The sequence below is a fragment of the Micromonospora sp. DT48 genome (genome assembly GCF_049844495.1).
In the GTDB taxonomy this organism is placed as follows: domain Bacteria; phylum Actinomycetota; class Actinomycetes; order Mycobacteriales; family Micromonosporaceae; genus Micromonospora.
On sequence record NZ_JBNCLE010000038.1, the window covers coordinates 1 to 21,319 of the forward strand.

At 68.2% G+C, this 21,319-nt stretch carries 18 protein-coding genes; 13 read left to right on the forward strand and 5 right to left on the reverse strand.

The features are described 5' to 3' along the window. Positions 1 to 245: 245 nt before the first annotated feature. The gene (locus tag ACLQ2S_RS26500) at positions 246 to 1,103 is read right to left on the reverse strand and encodes a hypothetical protein (protein ID WP_155222166.1); all 858 of its coding nucleotides are present in this window, start codon (positions 1,101 to 1,103) and stop codon (positions 246 to 248) included. Between the two features lie 953 nt (positions 1,104 to 2,056). Here ACLQ2S_RS26500 and fxlM point away from each other — a divergent pair. The 10 genes from fxlM (at position 2,057) to ACLQ2S_RS26550 (ending at position 14,770) form a co-directional block, all read left to right on the forward strand. Further along, a complete protein-coding gene (gene fxlM, locus ACLQ2S_RS26505; RefSeq protein ID WP_155222165.1) occupies positions 2,057 to 3,295 on the forward strand; it encodes a methyltransferase, FxLD system in 1,239 nt (412 codons plus the stop codon). A 13-nt stretch (positions 3,296 to 3,308) separates the two neighbouring features. Next, positions 3,309 to 3,455 (forward strand): FxLD family lanthipeptide, encoded by a 147-nt coding sequence (locus ACLQ2S_RS26510; protein WP_281582658.1) that lies wholly within the window; start codon positions 3,309 to 3,311, stop codon positions 3,453 to 3,455. 76 nt (positions 3,456 to 3,531) lie between these two features. After that, a complete protein-coding gene (locus ACLQ2S_RS26515) occupies positions 3,532 to 6,276 on the forward strand; it encodes a lantibiotic dehydratase (RefSeq protein WP_425703663.1) in 2,745 nt (914 codons plus the stop codon). Next, positions 6,273 to 7,352, forward strand: a complete 1,080-nt coding sequence (locus tag ACLQ2S_RS26520) for a lanthionine synthetase C family protein (protein ID WP_425703665.1) — start codon at positions 6,273 to 6,275, stop codon at positions 7,350 to 7,352. The genes ACLQ2S_RS26515 and ACLQ2S_RS26520 overlap by 4 nt, the downstream gene beginning before the upstream one ends. Positions 7,353 to 7,364: 12 nt before the next feature. After that, positions 7,365 to 8,216 carry a thiopeptide-type bacteriocin biosynthesis protein gene (locus ACLQ2S_RS26525; RefSeq protein ID WP_425703667.1) on the forward strand — a complete coding sequence of 284 codons (852 nt, stop codon included), beginning with the start codon at positions 7,365 to 7,367 and terminating at the stop codon, positions 8,214 to 8,216. Between the two features lie 46 nt (positions 8,217 to 8,262). Continuing rightward, positions 8,263 to 9,819 carry a helix-turn-helix domain-containing protein gene (locus tag ACLQ2S_RS26530; protein ID WP_425703669.1) on the forward strand — a complete coding sequence of 519 codons (1,557 nt, stop codon included), beginning with the start codon at positions 8,263 to 8,265 and terminating at the stop codon, positions 9,817 to 9,819. A 49-nt stretch (positions 9,820 to 9,868) separates the two neighbouring features. Continuing rightward, entirely contained in the window at positions 9,869 to 10,948 is a 1,080-nt protein-coding gene (locus ACLQ2S_RS26535) for an asparaginase (protein ID WP_425703671.1), read from the forward strand. Beyond that, on the forward strand, positions 10,941 to 11,405 hold the full coding sequence (locus tag ACLQ2S_RS26540) for a PPC domain-containing DNA-binding protein (RefSeq protein WP_425703673.1): 465 nt from the start codon (positions 10,941 to 10,943) through the stop codon (positions 11,403 to 11,405). Before ACLQ2S_RS26535 ends, ACLQ2S_RS26540 begins: the two co-directional genes overlap by 8 nt. Before the next feature lie 244 nt (positions 11,406 to 11,649). Continuing rightward, complete coding sequence (locus ACLQ2S_RS26545; protein ID WP_425703675.1) at positions 11,650 to 14,079, forward strand: hypothetical protein; 2,430 nt, start codon at positions 11,650 to 11,652, stop codon at positions 14,077 to 14,079. Positions 14,080 to 14,281: 202 nt separating this feature from the next. Further along, positions 14,282 to 14,770 (forward strand): DUF1877 family protein, encoded by a 489-nt coding sequence (locus ACLQ2S_RS26550; protein WP_425703677.1) that lies wholly within the window; start codon positions 14,282 to 14,284, stop codon positions 14,768 to 14,770. Positions 14,771 to 14,860: 90 nt separating this feature from the next. On the opposite strand, the gene ACLQ2S_RS26555 is transcribed toward ACLQ2S_RS26550, so the two are convergent. The 3 genes from ACLQ2S_RS26555 to ACLQ2S_RS26565 all read right to left on the reverse strand — a co-directional run bounded on the left by ACLQ2S_RS26555 (position 14,861) and on the right by ACLQ2S_RS26565 (position 16,001). After that, entirely contained in the window at positions 14,861 to 15,133 is a 273-nt protein-coding gene (locus ACLQ2S_RS26555) for a hypothetical protein (RefSeq protein ID WP_425703679.1), read from the reverse strand. 122 nt (positions 15,134 to 15,255) lie between these two features. Further along, on the reverse strand, positions 15,256 to 15,447 hold the full coding sequence (locus tag ACLQ2S_RS26560) for a hypothetical protein (protein ID WP_425703681.1): 192 nt from the start codon (positions 15,445 to 15,447) through the stop codon (positions 15,256 to 15,258). A 101-nt stretch (positions 15,448 to 15,548) separates the two neighbouring features. Further along, on the reverse strand, positions 15,549 to 16,001 hold the full coding sequence (locus tag ACLQ2S_RS26565; protein WP_425703683.1) for a hypothetical protein: 453 nt from the start codon (positions 15,999 to 16,001) through the stop codon (positions 15,549 to 15,551). A gap of 142 nt (positions 16,002 to 16,143) precedes the next feature. Between ACLQ2S_RS26565 and ACLQ2S_RS26570 the strand changes: the two genes are divergently transcribed. After that, a complete protein-coding gene (locus ACLQ2S_RS26570; protein ID WP_425703685.1) occupies positions 16,144 to 16,596 on the forward strand; it encodes an SMI1/KNR4 family protein in 453 nt (150 codons plus the stop codon). 151 nt (positions 16,597 to 16,747) lie between these two features. Here the strand turns inward: ACLQ2S_RS26570 and ACLQ2S_RS26575 are convergent, their stop codons facing one another. Next, positions 16,748 to 17,338: a DinB family protein gene (locus tag ACLQ2S_RS26575; protein WP_425703687.1), complete on the reverse strand. Its 591-nt coding sequence runs from the start codon at positions 17,336 to 17,338 to the stop codon at positions 16,748 to 16,750. A gap of 334 nt (positions 17,339 to 17,672) precedes the next feature. On the opposite strand from ACLQ2S_RS26575, the gene ACLQ2S_RS26580 reads away from it, so the two are divergent. After that, positions 17,673 to 18,992, forward strand: a complete 1,320-nt coding sequence (locus tag ACLQ2S_RS26580) for an IS701 family transposase (protein ID WP_425703689.1) — start codon at positions 17,673 to 17,675, stop codon at positions 18,990 to 18,992. Between the two features lie 81 nt (positions 18,993 to 19,073). Next, complete coding sequence (locus tag ACLQ2S_RS26585; RefSeq protein WP_425703691.1) at positions 19,074 to 21,149, forward strand: KAP family P-loop NTPase fold protein; 2,076 nt, start codon at positions 19,074 to 19,076, stop codon at positions 21,147 to 21,149. Positions 21,150 to 21,319 lie beyond the last annotated feature (170 nt).

Genomic DNA, 21,319 nt, shown 5'->3' on the forward strand with positions numbered 1-21,319 from the left:
CCGCGCCACCCTGCCCGCCCCAACGGTGCATGTCACGCCGCCACGCCGTCCAAAACAGACCTTCTCAAACACGCTCTGAGCGATTTTCGCCGTTGGGGACACCGTCCCGTGTCGCCCTGTCCCCCGTGGATGGTCGACTGATCACCCAAAGCTATGGGGCGACCACGGAGAGGATCAAGAGCTTATATAGCGATAGATATCACTGTGTCCTGGTGTTGCCATCTGCTGTGGTCCACTGGCAGGGGTCAGGCAGCCCGGCGTCCCCAACCCGGCCGGACGGCTCCGCCAGCCAACAGCGCCGCTCCTCCCAGGGCGCAGGCTGCGGCCACCCCAGCCGCGACATCGACACCACTCAGGCTTCCCCCGGCGGCAGACGTGCTGACGATCCCAGCCCCGGCGCTTGTCGAGGGCCAGAAGGACGACCAGGTGACCCAATCGTTGATGGATGCGTGTAGAGACAGCGCCGCCCATACCTCGAGCAGGACCGCCCCTGCCGGCACCAGCCAACAACGGTCGGCGTACCGCATCGAAACCACGGCGGCGCCGAAGGCAGCCAAGGCCACAAGGACCATGGGCCAGGCCGTGCGCCACATTTCGGCGACCTGGCCGCTGCCGACGGCGACAGGCACCGCCACCACACCAAACAGCAGAACGGCGACCGCAACTGCCAATGTCGTCTGGGCCGCCCGCGATCTGCGCCTCGTTCCCCCCGGTAGCAGCGCTAGGCCGACGGCAAGGGCTAGCAGGCCGACCAGCTGCACCAGCGCCATCACCCACTCCCTACCGCTCACCGCCAAGGGCGAACCGCCCGCACTCTCGATGCCCGGCCCGGCAATAACCACACGCTGTCCCAGCCCTCCAGCAGCCTCGGTGCCCCACCAGAAGTCCGCCGCCCAAGCCACAGCCAACAGCCCTAAGCCAATGCTGATCAGTCCCCGTGCGCGTGTGGTGCCTGCCCCGCCCGCCACAGCCACGCAGTACGACAGGATCACCAATGCGATGCTCCCCAACCGCGACGATTCCCGATCGTCGAACGGAGCCACAATCACGCAGGCTGCTCCGACCAGACCGAACAGCGGCACCAAGACCTTGGCTGAACGCACACCCGAATACTGGCACATCTTGTGCCTGACCCGAGTAGATGCGGACCGCAGCTCGCGAACCGCCCAGCCAGATCGTCACACCTCCCTGGCACTGAACGTTGACCGTTGTCGCGGTCGATGCGGCAAGTCCGGAGAGCATCTACCCTCGTCGATCAAACCGAGAGTATCGAGGACCTACCCACCGGTGCTGATGGAGCCTCTCGGGCCGAACATGAGTCACGCGACGGGGGCCCGCTCGAACTGCTCAACTACCTTGATCTACAGGGCAAGGGCAGATCATCAGCACCGTTGCCACCCTGGCGCCGGCCGACGGTCACCGACAGCCGGCAAGTAGATCCCATGCAACTGGTCCTGTCGAGTGGCTCAGCGCCTTCAGCGGTACGCCGTCGGCCGGCACTGTCCGGTGTCGAGAATTGGTGTCGAGGGTGTTCGACATCGGCAGGCAGGCGTTGAGTGGTGATGCGACGAGCGCGGCCCCGGACGGCCGATCGTCAGCATCGTCCACGAAAGGGAGGCCTACGTCATGGATCTTGCACCTCGGGCCCTTGATGATGTCCATGGCGCCGGGGCCGTGATCAGCCCAGAGGCATCTGCGCCAACCGGTGGACCGCCAGCGATCGGATCGTGCGGCCCTTGGGGCGGCAGCAGATCTGAGCGGCCGTAACCCGCGGCTATGCACCTGTCGTCCCGGTGGTGCTGGTCGGTTGGTCGTCGCTTCCCCCGATCGGCGGCCAACCGACCCCGGGCACGCACCAGCCGGGGCGAGGTTCGGCCTGACGTAGCGGCTTCACCGCGACGGTCCAGGCGAAGCACCGGCCGACGCGCCCGGTTCCACGAACGCCGGCGCCCCTGCGGCATAAGGATCCGTACCCCCCGAGGCCGTCCTGCCAGCCTCGGATGCAGAGAAAAAGCGGGTCGTACGGATAGCCCGCGAATAGGAGAAGTGAGAGCACATGGGTGTCGATACGGTGAGCAGCGAAGGCCTCCGGGACGCGATGGTCGACCACCTGGTCGCCGACCAGGAGGCGAAAGGGCTGGTGATGCCGCCCGAGGTGGAGGCGGCGCTGCGGACGGTGCCTCGCGAGGTGTTCACGCCGGGCGTTGCAGTCGAGGAGGCGTACCGCGGCGACAGCGCTGTGGTCACGAAGCGGCGCGGTGAGGAGACCGTCAGTTCGGTGTCGGCGCCGTGGTTGATCGCGGAGATGCTGGGTCAGGCGGTCGACGCTCTCGATGGCGGGTTGGCGGGCCGGCATGTGTTGGAGATCGGCTCGGGTGGCTACAACGCGTCTCTGCTACGCGAGTTGGTCGGTGAGTCGGGGTCGGTGACGAGCGTGGACATCGACCCGGAGGTGACCGAGCGGGCGGTGGCGTGTTTGACGGCGGCGGGGTATGGCGACGTCACCGTGGTGTGCGCCGACGCCGAGCAGCCGCTGGTTCCGGGTCCCTGCTTCGACCTGATCATCGTGACGGCCGGCGCGTGGGACATCCCTGCGGCGTGGATCGGCCAGCTGGTCGAGGGTGGTGTGTTGGTGGTGCCGTTGCGGACGTTCGGGATGACTCGGTCGTGGGCGCTGCGTCGTGACGGTGACCGGCTGGTCAGCCGCAGTCAGCGCCTGTGCGGGTTCGTGGCGATGCAAGGCGCCGGAGCCCACGATGTGCGGTACGTCGACGTGGCCGACGGTGTGCACCTGCGGCTGGATGAGGGTCAGCAGGTCAGCCCGAACCTGGTGGGTGGGCTGTTGTCGCGGCCGCGGGAGCAGGCGTGGGCGGAGGTTGCCCTGCCGCCTCGGACTGTCCTGGCTGATCTGGACTTGTGGCTGGCGGCGCGTCTCGCCGCCGAGGTGGATCAGTTCGTGGTGCTTGCGGCGCAGCAGGAGGCCGTCGACGCCGGCGTCGTCGCGCCGGCGTGGCGGTTCGGTACGCCCGCAGGCTTGCATGGGGGCACGTTCGTCTACCGGTCGGCGCTGCGCTGGACCGATGACATGTTCGACCTTGGCGCGTGTGCCCACGGACCGGACGCCGCCGGCGCGGCCGGGCGGATGGTGGCGCACATGCGGGCGTGGGTGGACGGCGGCGAACCGGCTCCGGTGCTGCAGGTTCTGCCCGCACGGACTCCCGACGGCGACCTGCCGGCCGGGACGGTGCTGGACAAGCGGCACAGCCGCCTCGTCCTCACCTTCACCCCCGCATAGGAAGGCACAGCGAGTGGAGACCACGGACCTCGACGAGTTCGACCTGGACATCACGCTGGTGGACGCCGGCCCCGCCGCCGGTGGGTACGCCACCAGCACCGACGACAACTGCGGCTCCGGTAACACGGGCTCCAACGCCTGCTCCGGCGGCAGCAAGTAACCCCTGTCCGCACCCTCTGTCGGGGCCCGGTGTCCGCCGACACCGGGCCCCTTCCCCTTGTTTGCGGTGGTGCAGCGTGTTTGCTGCGGCTGGTGCGGCATTGATCCGAGTCGCCGCCTACCCGAGCGGTCTGACCCTGCCCGCGTGGCCCGACCTGACTGTGCAGCGGCCGGAGCAGTGGCGGCAGTGGCTGACCAGTGTGTGGGCGCTGCCGGGGTTCGCGGCGGCCGTCGCCTGCGCCTCGCCGCACCTGTGCGAGCAGGTCACCTGGGCGGTGACCGGCGAGCCTTGTGATCCGGATCGGTTGCGGCGGCTGGTCGAGTCGGTGGTGCGGTATGTGCTGCGGTGGATCGGCCGGGCGACACCGTTCGGCACCTTCGCCGGCGTTGCCCCGGTCGCCTTCGGTGCCCGCACGTCGGTTCGTTGGGGCGAGGCGCACTGGAGGGTTGTTCGGCCGGACGGGCGGTTCATCGCCGCGCACACCGGCCGGGTGGAGCAGGACCTGACGGTGCTGCGCGGGGTGGCGGTGGTGACGAACGCGGTGGGTTACCAGCGTGGCGAGGTGTGGGTGCTGCCCTGCGCCCGTACCGACGGCGACCGCCGGTGGGACGTCGAGGTCCACCTGACCGGGCCGGTGCGGGCGGCACTGCACGCTGCGGAATCCCCGATCATGTTCGGTGACCTCGCCACCAAGGTCGCCGGGCCCACGTCCAGCACGATCGGCGCTGCCGAGCGCATGCTGGGTTCGCTGGTTGGTGCTGGGGTGTTGCTGTCGGCGGTGCGGCCGGCGATGACCGTCACCGACCCCGCCGCCCACCTGGCCCGCCACGCCCCGCTACCCGACCCCGGTGGCGGTGAGGTCGCGGTGGACCTGCGTGTCGACGTGTCGGTGACCCTGCCGCCGGCGGTGCTGCGGGAGGCCGGCCGGGCCGCGGCGACGCTGACGGCGGTCGCGCCGCCGATGCGGGGGTGGGTGGAGTACCACCGGGCGTTCCTCCAGCGGTGGGGACCGGGTGCGGCCGTGCCGGTGCGCGAGGTCCTGACCGTGCTGGGCTTTCCCGCCGGCTACCGCGGCTCCACCCGGCGCGCACCGGCGCTGGTCACCGGCCGGGACCGGCTGCTCGGGCACCTGGCCCAGCAGTCGGCGCTGGACGGCGGCGCCGAGGTGATCCTCGACGACGACCTGATCGGCCGCCTCCGCGACGGCGATGATCGGCCGCCGGTCCCGCACACCGAGCTGCGGTTCACCCTCGCCGCCGCAACCGGGCACGACCTGGACCGAGGCAGGTTCGCGTTGACGGTGCTCAGCGGATCCCGTCACGCCGGGGTGTCCGCCGGCCGTTTCCTGCACCTGCTCACCCCCGCCGAACGGGCCTGCTTCCAGGACGTCTACCGGAACCTGCCGACGGTCCTGCCCGGCGCGGTCGCGGTGCAGGTGTCCGGCCCGCCGTTGGACGCCCACCTGGCCGCGGTCGCCCGCACTGCCGAGGTGTTGCCGGTCCTGCCCCTGGGTGACTTCCACCCTGACCCGCCGTTCACAGTGGCGGACCTGGCGGTGACCGGCGATGGACAGCGGCTGTGGCTGGTGTCGCGCCGCAGCGGGCGGCCGGTCGAGCCGCTGCTGCTCAACAGTGTGCTGCTCCCGGGTCTGCAGCAGCCGCTGGTGCGGTTCCTGACCGAGATCGGGACCGCGTGGGCGGCACCGTGCGGCAGATTCGACTGGGGCCACGCCGCCGATCTGCCGTTCCTGCCCCGCGTCCGACGCGGACGCAGCATCCTGCATGCCGCCCGCTGGATCATCGACCGATCGGCTCTCCCTCGGAGTGTGGCGTGGCCGCGGTGGCGTGATGCCTGGCAGCGGTGGCGCGAACGCCACCGGCTGCCGCAGGAGATCCTGGTCGGCGCCGACGACGTGCAGCTGCGCCTGGACCTGAACGACAACGCCCACCTGGCGGTGCTGCGCCGCCAGCTGGAGCGGCAGGCTCCCACGGTCGTCACCGAGGCCCCGGGACCCGCCGGCTGGATCGACAACCGGCCTGCCGAACTCCTGCTCACCCTCACCCATACCCCACCGGCCAGCACTCCGCCTCGACCTGCCCGAGAGGTGTCGACGGTGCGGCATCGGCCCGGGCAGTCGTCGTGGCTAGAAAGCCGCCTGTCCGGGCGGGTCGAGGACATCGTCACCGACCTCGCCCGCCAGACAGCGCCGCTGCTGCCGGCGGGCTGGTGGTTCCTGCGCTACCCCGACCCGGAACCTCACCTGCGACTGCGCATCCCCCTGGACGACGCAGGCCAGTTCGCTGTCACCGCCAGGACCCTCGCCCAGTGGGTGCAACGGTTGGAGGGCGACGGTGTGGTGCACGACTACAGCCTGCACACCTACCGGCCCGAAACCCGCCACGGCACCGGACACACCCTTACGGCTGCGGAGGCGGTGTTCGCCGCCGACTCCCGCACTGTCCTGCGGCGGCTGACCGGTGACCGTCAGGCCCGCACCGCCGCCGGCATGATCGCCATCGCCGACGCGTTCACCGGTCACGGCCTGCGCTGGCTCGCCGACCACGTCCCCCACCACCGCGGCTCACGCCTCGACCCCGCCCAGCTCGACCTCGCCCGCACCCCGCACCGCGACGACGGCCTCGCATCGGCGATAACCGGCTACCGGGATCTGGCCGCCGCCGACGGTCTCAACCTCAATGAGGTGCTGGCCGACCTGCTGCACCTGCACCACGCCCGCATGATCGGCGTCGACCTCGCCTCCGAACGGCACTGCCTGCGCCTGGCCCGCACCATCGCCCGCACCCGACCGGCACCGTCATGACCACCGGACAGTCCCTCGCCGACGGCGCGGCCGGCGTCGCCCTGCTGCACCTGGAAACCGGCAACCAGGCCGCCGCGTACGCCGCCCTACGCAAGGCCACCGCCCACGGCGTCAGCATCGCCGCCGGCGCCAGCCTCTTCTACGGCGCCCCCGCACTCGCCTTCGTCCTCGCCAGCTGCCACGAACCCGGCCTCACCCGCGCACGAACAATCGCCGCCACGGGCACCGCCACCGTCACCCGCCGGCGGCTGCAGACGGCGCACCGCCGCATCGACTCCCGCCAGCGACCCCACTACGCCGAGTACGACCTCATCCGCGGCCTGACCGGCCTCGGCGTCGTCCTGCGCCGCCTCGGCGACCACGTCCTGCTCCGCCACGTCCTGGACTATCTGGTCCGGCTCACCGAACCCGTCGGCGACCTGCCCGGCTGGTGGTGCGCCAACGGACCCCACCGCCACCAGCCACCCCCACCAGGAGGGCACGCCAACCACGGCATCGCCCACGGCATCACCGGCCCCCTCGCGCTGCTCGCCCTCACCCACCGCGACGGCATCACCGTCGACGGACACACCACGGCGATCACCCGCATCTGCCGGTGGCTGGACACCTGGCAACAGCACACCGAGACCGGCGGCGTCTGGTGGCCGCAAACCCTCACCGTCGACGACCTGCACCGCGGCGCACCGGCCCCACACCAGCCGGGGCGCCCGTCCTGGTGCTACGGCACCCCCGGCATCGCCCGCGCCCACCAACTGGCCGCCCTCGCCCTGCACGACACCACCCGCCAACGCCTCGCCGAGACCGCGTTCACCACCTGCGTCACCGACCCCGCACAACTGCGGCGGCTCACCGATCGCAGCCTCTGCCACGGCACCGCCGGCCTGCTGGCCACCGGCCGACGCATCGCCGCCGACACCCTCACCCCCACACCCCTCACGGACCTGGCACGTCTACACCAAGGCGCCGGGCCCGCCGCCGACGAACCTGGCGGGTTTCTGGACGGCACCACCGGCTGCCGCCTCGCCACCGCCGCGACCACCGGCACCGGGTGGGACGCCTGCCTCCTGCTCACCTGAAAGGGACCCGCCGTGAGTCGCACCGCCTGGCAGCACGTGACCATCAGCTACCCCGGCCGCAGCCGCCACGACCGCGAACAACAGGCGGTAGCACACCTCAGCCGCGTGCTACCCGCCGCCGAAACCGCCGGCCTGATCACCACCTGGTGGTTCATCCGCAAAGGACCCTGGCGCATCCGCTACCTACCCACCACCGCACACACCAGCCCTGCGCCGCTGATCGACCTGCTCACCGAGGGCTGCGCCTGGAGCGGCGACATCTACGAACCCGAAATCCACACCTTCGGCGGCCCCCAGGCGATGGACACCTCCCACATGCTGTTCCACCACGACAGCCGTCACCTGCTCACCTACCTCCACGACCAGCCCACCGACCGGCGGGAACGCTCCCTGATCCTGTGCACCGCCCTCATGCGCGCCGCCGGGCTCGACCTCAACGAACAAGGCGATGTCTGGGCGCGCCTCGCCCACCGGCGCACCGCACAATCCCACCAGCGTCCCGCACCCGACGCCGACACCTGGGAGGCGTTCACGAGCAAGGTCCGCCACCTGCTCCTCGGCACCGCCCGCACACCCGGCGACTGGCAGACCGGCTTCGAGACCACCGGCACAGCCCTGCACCGCCTACGCGAAACGGGACAGCTCACCCGCGGTGTGCGCGCGGTCATCGCCGAACACGTGATCTTCCACTGGAACCGGATCGGGATACCCGCCGCCACCCAGGCCACGCTCGCCCGCGCCGCCACCGACGCCATCTTCGGCAGCCACCCTCCGCCACCCCCGGGTAGCAGCGGTCGCTCGCGACAGCCCGTTCCGCCGATATCGTCGGTCGGGGTCAACTCGCCATGCGTCGCTCCTTTCTGACGACGCAGATCCGGACGGAGACTGACCGTGGGAAAGGGTCACCGTCATGATCGATCCGCAGCAGCTTCGCGACGCGAAGCACGCGCTCGGCAGACAGCTACGCCACCTGCGCACCGCGTGCGGCCTCCTCCAGAGAGACCTCGCGCAGCAGGTGTACAGCACCCGCAGCACCGTGGCGAACGTCGAGGCCGGCCGGCAGGTCGTCGACCGTGTCTTCTGGCAGCAGTGCGACACGCTCCTGCACGCCGACGGCCACCTAACCAACGCCTACGACGCCTACCGCCAGTTGGAGGCCGCATACCAGAAGGAGCGGTCCGAAACGGCGATGCGGGCCCGATGGGGCGCCGCCGCCGACACGGCCCTCAACCGTCCTGAGCCCCCCAGCAGCCTCGTGTCCGTTCGCCAACCTCACACCGCCACCGGACCTGCCGGCGGTGACCTCGCCGCCACGATCACGTCCACCCTGGGCCGGACTACACAAGATGTGCGGGCGGAACACACCGTCGCCGCACCGGCGGGACGATACTTCCCGGGCGTGCCCGTCGACGTGGAGGTGTATCCCGCAGTCGACGACGGCCGGATCATCGCCACGATCCCCCGGACCGACACCGACCGGCAGTGGCGGCGCCCGCTGCAGCGTCGGCTCATCGCCGGACAGGTCACCGCATCCACCAGCGACGGGCTGTTCGCCCTGGACTCCCGTCAGGCCTCGCAGCGGCTGGTCGACATCGACGACGACGTGCGGCTGCTCATCCCCCGCGTGTACCAGCTCGACGCGATCACCGCGTCGGTGCTGTGGGCCGTGGCGAACCTGGACCAGTCGCTCCTGCTCGACGACGCCCGCCTCGACGCCTCCCGGACCGCCGCGACCGAGTACAGCCACCTGACCCGCTCCGCGGTCAGCGGCGACATCGGACCCGACCTGGAGACCGTGTCACGGCTGTGGCTCGGCTCCGCGTTCTGCGCCGACCACATCAGCCGCCAATCGGCCGACCTCACTGACGTGCCCGTCTTCTGGACCCGGGAACAGACCGGCGAGGAGGCCAGCACCTGGCTGCTGTTCAGCCACAAACTGCGCTACCTGAAAGCGACCGCCGCCCGGTTCACCAGCGGCTCCCAGCAGGCGACACGACTGTTCTGCGTCCCACCGCCCACCGTGCAGACGTCAACGGAGTCCGAACGGATCCTCCTGCTGCTGGCGGTCGCGTTGATGGAGTCGTTCGGCGTCCACGTCGCGATCACCGACGAACCCGAGTACGGCACGCTGCCCGGCTTCGTCCTCACCCCGCGCCGCGCGATCGTCGCCACCTGGATCCGCACCGACGGCGTGTGGCACGTCGACGTCACCGACCACCCCGCCACACTCGCCGAGTACCGCGACGCCGCCGGGCACGTCAAGGCCCACTCCGTCATCACCGCCGACACCGCCGGCTCCCGAATGCGGGCCCTCGCCGACTACCTGAACCTCGACTGGACCCGCCTACGCACCCGCTGCGCTGATCTTGGTGACTACGGCCTGGCCGGGATCGCCGAACCGCGCAGCCGCCTGCTGTCCCTCGACGGTGTCGATCGGGCGTGCCGCTTCGTCGGGTCCCTGCCGTAATAGGCTCCCGCCACACCACCTCGCGCCACACGCCTCGGGAAGGAGCCCGGTGTCCACCACCCCGGCAACGCATCCGCCACGGGTCGTGGTGTTCGGTCTCGGCGGCACCATCGCCATGACCAGCAACACCGGCGGCGCGGTGAGCCCCACCCTGTCCGCCCAGCAGCTCGTCGACGCCGTGCCCGGGCTCGCCGACGCGGGCATCGACATCGAGGTGGTCGACTTCCGGCGCCGCCCCGGCGCGTCCCTGACAATCGCCGACCTCACCGAACTCGCCGCAGCCGCAGCCGAGGCCCTCGCCGGTGGTGCGGACGGCGTGGTGGTCACCCAGGGCACCGACACGATCGAGGAAACCGCCTACCTGCTCGACCTGCTCCACCACCGGCCAGAACCCCTCGTCGTCACCGGCGCGATGCGCAACCCCACCCTCGCCGGCGCCGACGGACCCGCCAACATCCTCGCCGCCATCCACACCGCCGCCTCCCCCCACACCCGAGGCCACGGCTGTGTCGTCGTCTTCGCCGACGAGATCCACGCCGCCCGCTGGGTCACCAAAACCCACTCCACCAGCGGCGCCACCTTCCGCTCACCCGACACCGGCCCCCTCGGCTACGTCCTGGAAGGCACCGTACGGATCCTGACCCGACTGCCGTACCGGCTGACCGTCCCCCCGCCGAATCCCGCCACCCAGGCGAGCGTCGCCCTGCACACGGTGACCCTCGACGACGATCCGACCGTCCTCGACGCCATCGGCGGCCGCATCGACGGGCTCGTCGTCGCCGGTTTCGGTGTCGGCCACGTCCCCGAGCCCCTCGTCGACACCCTCACCACCCTGGCCGCACGCATCCCCGTCGTCCTCGCCTCCCGCACCCCCGCCGGACCCACCCTCACCCACACCTACGGCTTCCCCGGCTCCGAACAGGACCTCATCGCACGCGGCCTCATCCCCGCCGGCTGGCTACACCCCTACAAAGCCCGCATCCTGCTGCACACCCTCCTCGCGGCCGCCGTCAAACCCGCAGACGTCGCCACCGCGATCACCACCGCCGGTGGACTCACCGAACCCACCGCCTGGCCCTGGCCCACCACCGACCACTATCTGACGGGAACGAGCACGACGGATGCATAGCCACGACCTCACCCCCGGCCGCATGATCGGCGTCGTCTTCGACCACGGCGACGACTTCTTCACCGCCCTCACTGATGCCTGCCACACCCACGGCATCCGACAGGGCTACATCCCGATGTTCATCGCAGGCCTGTCCACCGCGAAGATCGTCGGCACCTGCCAACGACCCGACAACCCCGACGCCCCCGTCTGGTCACACGTCGACCTCACCAACATCGAAGCCCTCGGCGGCGGCACCATCGCCTGGGACGACACCACCCAAACGATCACCCCCCACATCCACATCACCGTCGGCCTGAAGGAGCACAGCGCCACCGCCCACACCAGCCACCTCCTCGACGCCACCGTCCAGTTCCTCACCGAGATGCTCATCATCGAGATCACCTCACCCACCATGTACCGACACCCGAACACCGACCTACACAATGTGCCGCAACTGAAGTTCGCCCAAATGTGACCCGACGGCTCGATCCGGGATCGGCTACGTATCTTCTTCCGCTCATGCCGATGAGCGGATGACTAATGCCGTCGGCGCGACGTGGACGTCGGCTGTTCGACCCAGCTCGCAACATCCAGGTCCTGAACTGGCCGTCTCTGCGGGCGAGCCATGCAACCCAGCATGTCTTCACCGCATCGGAGCCTGGTAAACGGCGTCGGATCTGATGGGATCCGATGTCGGTGCGGATCGTCATACTGGGGCCGTGAACTCCGAGCATGGACGCGTGGAGATCGAAGGCACGGGCGTGACGGATAGCCTCGCCCGAGCCGCGACCTACCTCCAGCGGCTCTCCCAGAAGGCGTCCAATGTTGACGATCTCCTCACTCACCTTGGTGAGGCGATCACGTCCACTCGCCTTGCACTTGAGAAGTGCCTACACGGGTACGACTCGTTCGATGCGCTCGCGTTCCTTCGTCTCGCGGCGGGGCCGTGGGACTTCAGTGAAGTGCGAGAGAGCCAGAGCCAGGTCGAGAACTCCCAGGCCGCCCAAGACGTCATCGCACTCACGCTCCTAGGCATGGGATTGCCCCGGAAGCCGCTGACTGGGGAGAACTCGGGGCAGCCCAACCCCGGGAAGGTTTTAGGTCTGGCAGCCGACATCGTGAGGGCGGCCCAGACGCGTGCCATCTTGCAGGGCCAGCGTGTGGACCAGCCGCTCGGCGCTCTCGCCGGCGAGTTCATGGGGTACGAGCTCTCGGTCCGCGGACGGCAGTACGAGTCGATCGCGACGGAACTGAACACCGGGCTCTTAGGTGACCCAACCGTTGCCACCGCCATGGCGAACACCCTCGGGTTCACCCTCGACGACATCCGGGCCGTGCGAGAGGCGTCGGCGGCCCTGTTAAACGAGCGGTTCTTCGGGGCGCGCGACCGCGTCGGAGACGTCGTTCAGTCGGGTGTCGGCCTCGACGACATCGACCCTGACGCATTCCGACGCGACATGAATCTCATGGTGAACGAGTGCCGGCTGTTCGGGGCCGTGTCGGCCGTCCAGGCCGCAGGCCGTGCCGGAGTCGAAGAGTCCACGGCGAAGGCAGTCCTGGAGTACTTCAGCACCTCCCGGCCGGCAGACAGCGACGCTAACCCGGTCCACAGGTTCACGCAGGGAGAGCGTGTGGTGCCGTGGGGGTGCATCGCGGACGACGGCGAGTACCTCATCCTCAACGGGTTTCTGGGTGAAGACGAACTGCGCCGTAACATCGAGCGTGGGCTCGCCAAGGCCGCCGCCGGAAAGCGCGGGAGTGCAGGCAAGGTGTGGTCGAAGTATGACGGGCGGCGGGCCGCGTACTCCGAGTCGAAGGCGGCTGCCGCGCTCAACAAACTGCTTGCCGGAGTCGAGCCCCGCTGGGAGGGGAAGAAGTACCTCGGCCCGGCCTCCATCGACCAGGCGGCAAGCCTGGGCAAGGACGCCGACCCGACGACCGTCCAGACCCGGGAGTTCGAGTCGGACTTGCTGTTCGTCGTTGACGGTGTCGCCTTGTGCGTCGAGGTGAAGGCCGGGTCCGTCACTGAGAAGGCCCGCGGAGGCAACGCCCAGCGGTTGGCCTCAGATCTGCAGAAGACCCTCAAGGAGGGCAACGAACAGGCGGACCGGTTGACCAACCTGATCCGCACCAACCAGGGGGTGTGGAGCGTCGGCGGTGAGTGGATCGACCTGGCGTCGGTCAGGGAGGTCCACTCGATCATTGTGATGCTCGACGATATGGGACCGCTGTCGCTGTCGATGAATGAGCTCGCCCGCAAGGGCATCGTCGATACCGACGAGGTGCCGTGGATCGTGAGCATGCACGATCTGATCGTCATCAGCCGCACGATCGACCACTCCGCCCAGTTCCTGGAGTACCTGCGCCGCCGCCGCAGCCGGAAGCTCGCAACAATGGTCAACGGCGTCGACGAGCTCGACATGTTCATGTGGTTCGTCAACGGAGGCATGTACTTCGAGCCCGACCCGCGGGACGTCGCCGCCCAACTCCCAATCGACCGGCCTATCAAGGCGTCCGACCTGCGCCACTACGAAGAGCAATCCCGCGTACGGCTCGGCACCCTTACCGACCCGCTGGATGCGTGGTTCTACAGCCGAGAAGGGCTCTCAGACACCCAAGCACCCAAGCCGATCCGACAGGAGGAGCCGTGGGTCGAGCAGTACCTAACCGCGAGCGAGTCGGCCAAATCACCCGGGTGGCTTCGGTTCGGCGCCGACCTGGTCGGTCTGAGTGAGAGCGCGCAACGCGACATCGGGAAGAAGCTCGAGGAGCAGTGCCACCAGGCGCGTGGCGGCGACATCGAGCGCAGCCTGACCACTCACGGCACCACCAGTGCCGGGCCCTGGCTGCTCACTGCGGCCGTCGTGCCGGAAGGGGCGAGCATCGACCACCTCCCTGAGTACATAGACGCGAAGCAGTACCAGACCCGGTCCAGCCGGTCGATGCTACTGCTGTACGAGACCGACGGGTCGCTGAGAGGGTCTCGCTACCGCGGCGAGCCTCAACCTCGGACTGCAGACCGAGACGCCGCCATCGAGGTCACGCCGCTGCGAAGCCTCGCGGCCACCTTCAACAAGGTTCCGCCGAGTGCACGACGAAGCACCAGGCAGTTGCGCGGCAAGCGGGGAAAGAAGAACCGCCGGCGCTGAACACCTTCAGGCGCGCGCCCGGTCACGAATGTCCGCCAACGTGGCGACGTGAGCGGTCTCGAAGACCTGCATTGGACTTCGGTGATCATGGTGCTCGCGCACTCTCATGCCGCAACCGGCGCGCCACCCTTGCTGCTCCTTCGTGCCGTGGTTCGAGCTCAACCTCCGCAACGACTGGTGAAGATCAGCATAGGATCTCTGCGTGCTGGGAGTGCACTTCGCGATCACGTCGGAGCAGGAGCGGTCGCTGCTCGCGGCCGCCGATGACGGCGACGGCGACGCGGTGGACGAACTCATCGAGGAGATCGAGGAGTCGTGGGCCGAGGACGGCCTGAAGGTCGACACCGACAAGGCATGGGACGCCATCCACCGGTGCCTGACCGACGGCACCCTCGAACCCGACGGTGGTGAGTATCCGTTCAGCCATGCGGTGCTCGGCGGGCGCCGGCTGCACGACGAGTACGTCGTGGTCTACCTCACCGTGGACGAGGCCCGGGACGTGGCTGCCGCTCTGCAGTCGGTCGACCGAGGCCAGCTGCGCCAGTGGTTCGACGCCATCGACGACCCCGACTACCGCGGCGCTCTCAACGACGCCGACTTCGACTACACCTGGGACAACCTCGTCGAGGTGCGGGCGTTCTACCAGCGGGCTGCAGCCGCGGGGCGTGCCGTGGTCTTCACCGCCACCTGAACTGGGCACTGATCTGCGGCCAAGGCGGGTGCCTAGGAGACCGACCCCTTGAGTGAGTCTTCCGTAGCTGGTCGACGGCAGAGCCGAGTCTCAAGGACCGGTCGTGACGATGGTGGTCAGCACCAGCAGGACGCCGATCGTGATCTGTGCGAACAAGGCACCGAAGAAGAGCTTCGGGTGGTTGACGAACACGCGAAGCACTCGGGATGGTCCCGGCAGCGTTCTGCCGGCTCGTAGCCGGCGCTCGGCCCACAGCCGCAGGACGACGTTTCCGAGGGCGAACGTCAGGAACAGGACCCCGAGGACCCCGAGCGGAGCCTGCGGTGATACGTCTGCGGAGTTGCCAAGGCCAATGGCGAGCACAGACCGACGCTCGCACGGCCTTCGACTCATGTAAAGATCATCAGCGCATCACCATCGCTTACCGACCGAACAGCGGCATCCGTCCCGATGATCCAAACGGGCCGGCCGATTGCGGTACTGCGTTACCGCTTCTGTGCTCGGTACTTCCGAAGCAGCGCCGTGATCTTGGCGTAGTCACGGGCGCCGCCGTTCAGCTCATTGAGCAACGCGTCTGGGCAGAGCTCATAAAGGTCGCCCCACCACCGGCGACCCCGGTTGTCCCAGATCCGGTAGCCGCCATCAACGCCCCTCGCCACGTACCTTCGCCTCGCCACCGGTGGCAAGGTAGCAATGTCGTTACCCGAGTGCATACGGTTTGCGGCTACCCAGTTCGGGACGCTCATCTGCCGCACGATGGTGCGCGCTGAGGGGTGGCTCAGTCGAACCAGTTGAATAGTAGGTCGCCGAGCCGGCTCGGCTGGTGGTAGGCGACATCCCGGCGTTCGTCTTCGGTCAGAAGATGTAGGTGCCGCTCGTGGAGCGGCTGGTTGAGCTCTGCCGTGGTGGCGACCCGTAGCCCTGAGCGGCGGTAGATGTCCCCGCCGGGGACGTCTACGAACACCGGGTTGATCATGTGAGGGTCTTGCTGTTCGGCTGCGGCGACCAGGAAGGCCGCAGCGTTGAACAGGATGCTCAACGGCTTGGCATCACGCAGTCGCACACCGACCCGGTAGTGGTTCCGGCCGACCGTCGGCTCCTCGACCGACGTCGTGACCACACCGTGCAGTGCCCTGGCGCTGTCGTACACCATGGCCAGCCAGGTGGCACCAGCCGCCCGATCCAGGTGCGGCCGGGTCACTCCCGCCTGCAGCAGATGGATGATCTCCACGCACAGATCATCCGGTATTCGCGGCGAAACCGGCGAACCTCAGGAGCAGACGCCTCCACCTGCGTTGAAGGTCAGCGGCTCGTGTCCGCAGCTGGCGACTCGCGCACACATGCTGCACCGGTGGGAGTGCAGACTGATCGGCATGGACGTCGTGGAGTTCGATGCGTTGGTCGAGCCGCTGCGTCAGAAATCGGTGGCCTCGTTAGCCGAGCACGGCTTTGCGCTCATCGAAGGACGCACCGCCACCGCCGCCGAGGTCGCCGACCTGGAGAAGCAGCTCGGCGTGACGTTGCCGGAGAAGTACAAGGCCTTCATGATCCGCTACGGCAGTGGCATCGTCGGCTGCCTCGAACTGTTCCCGATCGTCAGCGCCGACTCCGGCGACGACGACGTCACGTCGGTCAACGACCGGGAGTTCCCTGACCGGACATTCATCGCGATAGCGCCGGTGGGCACTGGCGACCACTGGGGGTTCCCGGTCGGTGATGGTCACTGCCGCGAGGAGGTCTGGTTCCGCTTCCATGATGGCGGCGACCCGGAGCTTGAGGCGGCTGACGTCCTGGATTTCGTCGCGCGCCGTGGACTCAGGATGTAGCGGCCAGACCATCCGCTTCTGCCGCCGATCGGGCGCGCTACCTGCCAGCTGTTGCCGTCACACTGCGTGGCTGGACTTCAGTCCGGCCAACTTCCCGAACTGCCGATGAGCCGATACTGTCTTCTCTGCCTGTATCGGCGGGACCGGGTGGCTAATCGAACCGGTCAGCGAGCTTCGTCAGCTTGGTGACGTACGCCGGCCAGTCGTAGTCGTGGGGGACGCCAGAGTTCTCCCGCCGCAAGCCGATCGCCCGGTCGTGCTGCTCGCGCATGATGTCGGCGTGACCGGCGTGACGGGCGAGGTCGCAGGTCACGTGGATGATGATCCGGTGCAGTGTCACGTCCCTTTCGCCTGGGCGCCACCACGGCACCTGCCCTGGCGCGTCAAGGGGTAGCTGTTCGATCGTCTGATCCGCGAACTCCCCGACACGGCGATACAGGTCGATCAGCCCATTCTTCGTCTCGTCCTTTCGTGCGTACCAGTCTGCCTGCGGGTCCTCCTCGAACGCCTGCATGGGGACCAGTTCCTGAGGCATCGGGTACTCACGCCCGAAGGTGGGCCCGAAGTAGCCGGCTTCGACATTGAGGCAGTGCTTGAGGACTCCCAGCAGGTTGTTGCCGGTCACGGTGCGGGGCAGTCTGGCCTCGCGTTCGCTCAGCCCGTCGAGCTTCCAGATCAGGTTGTCGCGAGTCGCCTGGAGGTAGTGGTGCAGCGCAGCCTTCGGGTCGCCCAGATCAGCCATGCCTGCCAGTCTTCCTTACGCGCCCGAGCCGTTTCTGCGAGGCGTTGCCTGCAAGATCAGCGCCCGGCTGGACCGGCCGGTATACGCATCTGCCGCGATCCGCGTGTCACGCAGCGTGGTTCGACGCCGACCGGTGCTCGATGCTGCCGATGAGCGAGCGGCGGAACCCTCGGCGCTCTATCCGATGTGGAGGCGTCTGGCACCCACGTGCTGAGACTCCGAGCCGAACTAGTACGGCAGCCGCCGTTTGAGATGTCGCTGGTGGGGCCGGGTAGACGAGGTGCGGCCACCGCGTGATCGTTTGTCTGCTGTGGACATAACTTCAGATCTGGCGGTGGCCGTGTGCCACAGCGTAAACCCTGCCCGGTGGCGGCGGGTTCTGGCCGGGGTGTGTGATGCGTTCGCGGGCCGGTTCGGGCGGGTCGAGCCGCGGCGCACGGCGACGGCGTTCGTGACCGGGCTGCTGGCCGATATCGAGGTCAAGACGTGCTGGCAGTTGGCGGAGCAGGCCGGGCATGCCCGGCCTGACGCGATGCAGAGGTTGTTGTATCGGGCGGTGTGGGACGCCGACGCCGTCCGCGACGATCTGCGCGACGTGGTCGTGGCCCGGTTCGGTGACTCGGACGCGGTGCTGGTCGTTGACGAGACCGGGGACCTGAAGAAGGGCACGCATTCGGTTGGGGTGCAACGCCAGTACACCGGCACCGCCGGCAGGATCGAGAACGCGCAGGTAGGGGTGTTCTGCGGCTACGCCAGCCGGCATGGGCACACACTGATCGACCGCCGGGTCTACCTGCCGGTGTCGTGGACCGATGACCGGGACAGATGCCAGGCCGCCGGAGTTCCCGACGAGGTCGCCTTCGCCACGAAGTCCGAGCTGGCCGCCGACATGATCACCGCAGCCCTCGACGCTGGCGTTCCCGCCGGGTGGGCGGCTGCGGACGAGGCCTACGGCAACAGCAGCGCCTTCCGCGCTCACCTGCGCGAACACCGCCTGGGCTATGTCCTGGCCGTGTCCCGCAGCCACCTCGTCCCCCTCGACGGCGGCAAGACCCGCCTGCGGGCTGACCGGGTCGCCGCCGACCTGCCCGCCTCGGCGTGGCAGCGCCGCAGCGCAGGCGCCGGATCCAAGGGCCCACGCTTCTACGACTGGGCCTGGCTCGACGACGTGTGCACCGATGCCGACCCCGACGACGGCGGCCACCACAGCCTCCTGATCCGCCGCAACACCACCACCGGTGAACTGGCCTTCTACCGCTGCTGGACACCCAGACCGGCCACCCTGGCCCAGCTCGTGAGGGTCGCGGGCATCCGCTGGACGGTCGAGGAAAGCTTCCAAGCCGCCAAGGGCCAGGTCGGCCTCGACCAGCACCAGGTCCGCCGCTGGGACTCCTGGCACCGCTTCACCACCCTCGCCCTGGCCGCCCTCGCCGTCCTGGCGATCTGCGCCGCCGACGCCGACGACGACTCCACCGACACAGGACTGATCAAGCTGACAGTCAACGAGACCCGCCGGCTGATCAACACCCTCGTACTCCGCCCGATCCGCGACCTCACCCACCGTCTGCGCTGGTCAGACTGGCGCCGCCGCCATCAAGCCCGAGCCCGCCAAGCCCACTACACCCGACGCCTCAACCTCGAACTCCAGCCATGATCCCGAACGGCGGCTGCCGTACTAGCGGAGTCGCAGCGCGTGTCGCCAGGGACTGTCGGAGCCGAGTGGCACAGTAAGCCTATGGCGAGCGTCAGCGACAACCCGATCGATCGCGCGGAACAGGACCTGCTCCAGCGCAGCAGGGGCGCGGCAAACCTCGCAGGTGGCATCCGCGACGTTGACGCGTCCGGAGGTTACGTCGTTGGAGTCGTTGGCCCGTGGGGCTCGGGCAAGACCTCGATTGTCAACATGATCGGCGAAGCTCTTCGGCGCGAGCCGGCCCTGCCGGTCATTGAGTTCAACCCCTGGATGTTTTCGGGAACCGACGAGTTAATCCAAACGTTCTTCCGCGAGCTTGCCGCACAGATGCGTTTGAAGGATCCGAAGGTCGCGGCCATCGCCGAGTCAGTGAACACCTACGCCGACCTCCTTAGCCCAGTCGAAGCCCTGCCCGTCGTTGGCGCGTGGTTCTCCCGGTTCAGGGGTGCCGCGAAGGTCATCGCGGAGTACCAGGAGAAGCGCCAGGGAAGCATCGCGGACCAACGCCACAAGCTATCCGCCGAGCTCGCAAAGCTGGATCGCCCCATCGTGGTCGTTATCGACGACATCGACCGGCTAGAGTCGACCGAGATCCGAGACATCTTCAAGCTGGTTCGACTTACGGCGAGCTTCCCGAACGTTGTGTACATCCTTGCCTTTGACCGCATCCGCGTGGAGGCAGCCCTCAACCAATCCGGATTCGATGGCCGCGCCTACCTGGAGAAAATCATCCAACTCGGTATCGACGTGCCATCGGTTCCGAACTCCGTTCTGCTTCGACTACTGGGCGAGTCGCTTCAGGAGGCTGTCGCTGAGCTGGATGTGCTGGAGAGGTTCGATGAAGATGCCTGGCCGGACGTACTCATGGAGATCGTCAGGCCACTCATCACGAATATGCGCGACGTCGCCCGATACTGCGCCGCGGTGCGCGCTACATCCCGCACGCTAGGCAGCCAGATCGAGCTCGTTGACGTACTAGCGCTCGAAGCCGTCCGAGTCTTTCTCCCTGACGTCTTCCATTTGGTCGTGGCAGGCCGCGACGGACTAACCACCACGTCGCCAGCGAGCTTCGACGAGCGATACGAGGACCCCCGCCTGAAGGGGCAGGTCGAGGCAATCGTGGCAGGTGGCGTCGAGAAGCCGGATGTCGTCAAAGCCCTTATCGAGCGGATCTTCCCAGCCGCCCGGCGGCACATCGGTTCCAACAGCTATGACTCCTCGTGGCGGCCCGGTTGGCTCAGGACGCGTCGAGTCGCCCACCCAGACGTCTTCGCGCTCTACTTGGAGCAGGTCAGCAACGACGGCTTGCGCGCTTTCAGCAACGCCGAGAAGGCGTTCGCCGTTCTCGATGACGAGGTTGCGCTAGGTGCTCTGCTCCGCAGCTGCGATATCAGTGAACTGGAGGATGTCGTCAGCGCCCTTGAAGCCTTTGAGACCGAGTTCCCAGTAGACGCGGTCGTACCGGCATCCCGGGTTCTGCTAAACCTCCTTCCGAACATGCCGGAACGGCCACGCGGGATGATGACCTTCGTTGACGCCAGACTGGTCGTAGTACGTGTTGTCCTGCGCCTTCTGCGCCGTCTCGACTCACGTGACAAGGTGATGGAGGCAGCCGGCCAGATCCTGATCGAGGTACCGTCCTTCGCCTCCAGGTTCGAGCTCATCACGATCGTCGGGTACCGAGAAGGCGCTGGCCACCGCCTCGTCTCAGAGACCGACGCAAGGGTGCTTGAGAAGCAGTTCCGGGAGCAGTTGGCAACAGCGCCGTCCAGCAGACTCGTCGGCGAGAAGAATCTGCTCCGCCTCCTGTATTCGCCCAAGTTCTTCGGAAACGACGGTGAGGCTGTGCACGTGGACCCCAAAGACATGCAGCTCACTCGTGCGCTTCTCCTTGATGCGCAGTCCATCGTCCGTAGCCAGCAGGTGGGCACGCGCTCGGTCCAGAAGCGAGTGCGACTGAGCTGGAACGCTCTCGTCGAAGTGCTCGGCGGGGAACCAGCCGTCAAGGAGGCTGTCGACGCGCTCCGCAGCACCGCAGACGACGAGATTAAGCCCGTAATCGAACTCGCCGACAGGTACCTGGCTGGTTGGCGACCGTCCGAGTGGGGCGACGACTGATTGTTCGCAGCTGTTTGACGCGGCCACGCACTTCGCCGTACGCCGGTTCGACTTATCCGGATCTGCCGCTGTTCGGGTGCCGGCCTCTGTAGCCAGGGCTATTGCGTTCTGGGGTAAGTGCTGGTCACGGCGGTTATGAGGTCGTGTGAGCGACGGTCGGCGCGTCGGGT

Coding starts and splice junctions, on each gene's coding strand:
- fxlM (WP_155222165.1), top strand. CDS start 2,057: ATGGGTGTCGATACGGTGAGCAGCGAAGGCCTCCGGGACGCGATGGTC.
- ACLQ2S_RS26520 (WP_425703665.1), top strand. CDS start 6,273: ATGACCACCGGACAGTCCCTCGCCGACGGCGCGGCCGGCGTCGCCCTG.
- ACLQ2S_RS26530 (WP_425703669.1), top strand. CDS start 8,263: ATGATCGATCCGCAGCAGCTTCGCGACGCGAAGCACGCGCTCGGCAGA.
- ACLQ2S_RS26540 (WP_425703673.1), top strand. CDS start 10,941: ATGCATAGCCACGACCTCACCCCCGGCCGCATGATCGGCGTCGTCTTC.
- ACLQ2S_RS26570 (WP_425703685.1), top strand. CDS start 16,144: ATGGACGTCGTGGAGTTCGATGCGTTGGTCGAGCCGCTGCGTCAGAAA.
- ACLQ2S_RS26575 (WP_425703687.1), bottom strand. CDS start 17,338: ATGGCTGATCTGGGCGACCCGAAGGCTGCGCTGCACCACTACCTCCAG.
- ACLQ2S_RS26585 (WP_425703691.1), top strand. CDS start 19,074: ATGGCGAGCGTCAGCGACAACCCGATCGATCGCGCGGAACAGGACCTG.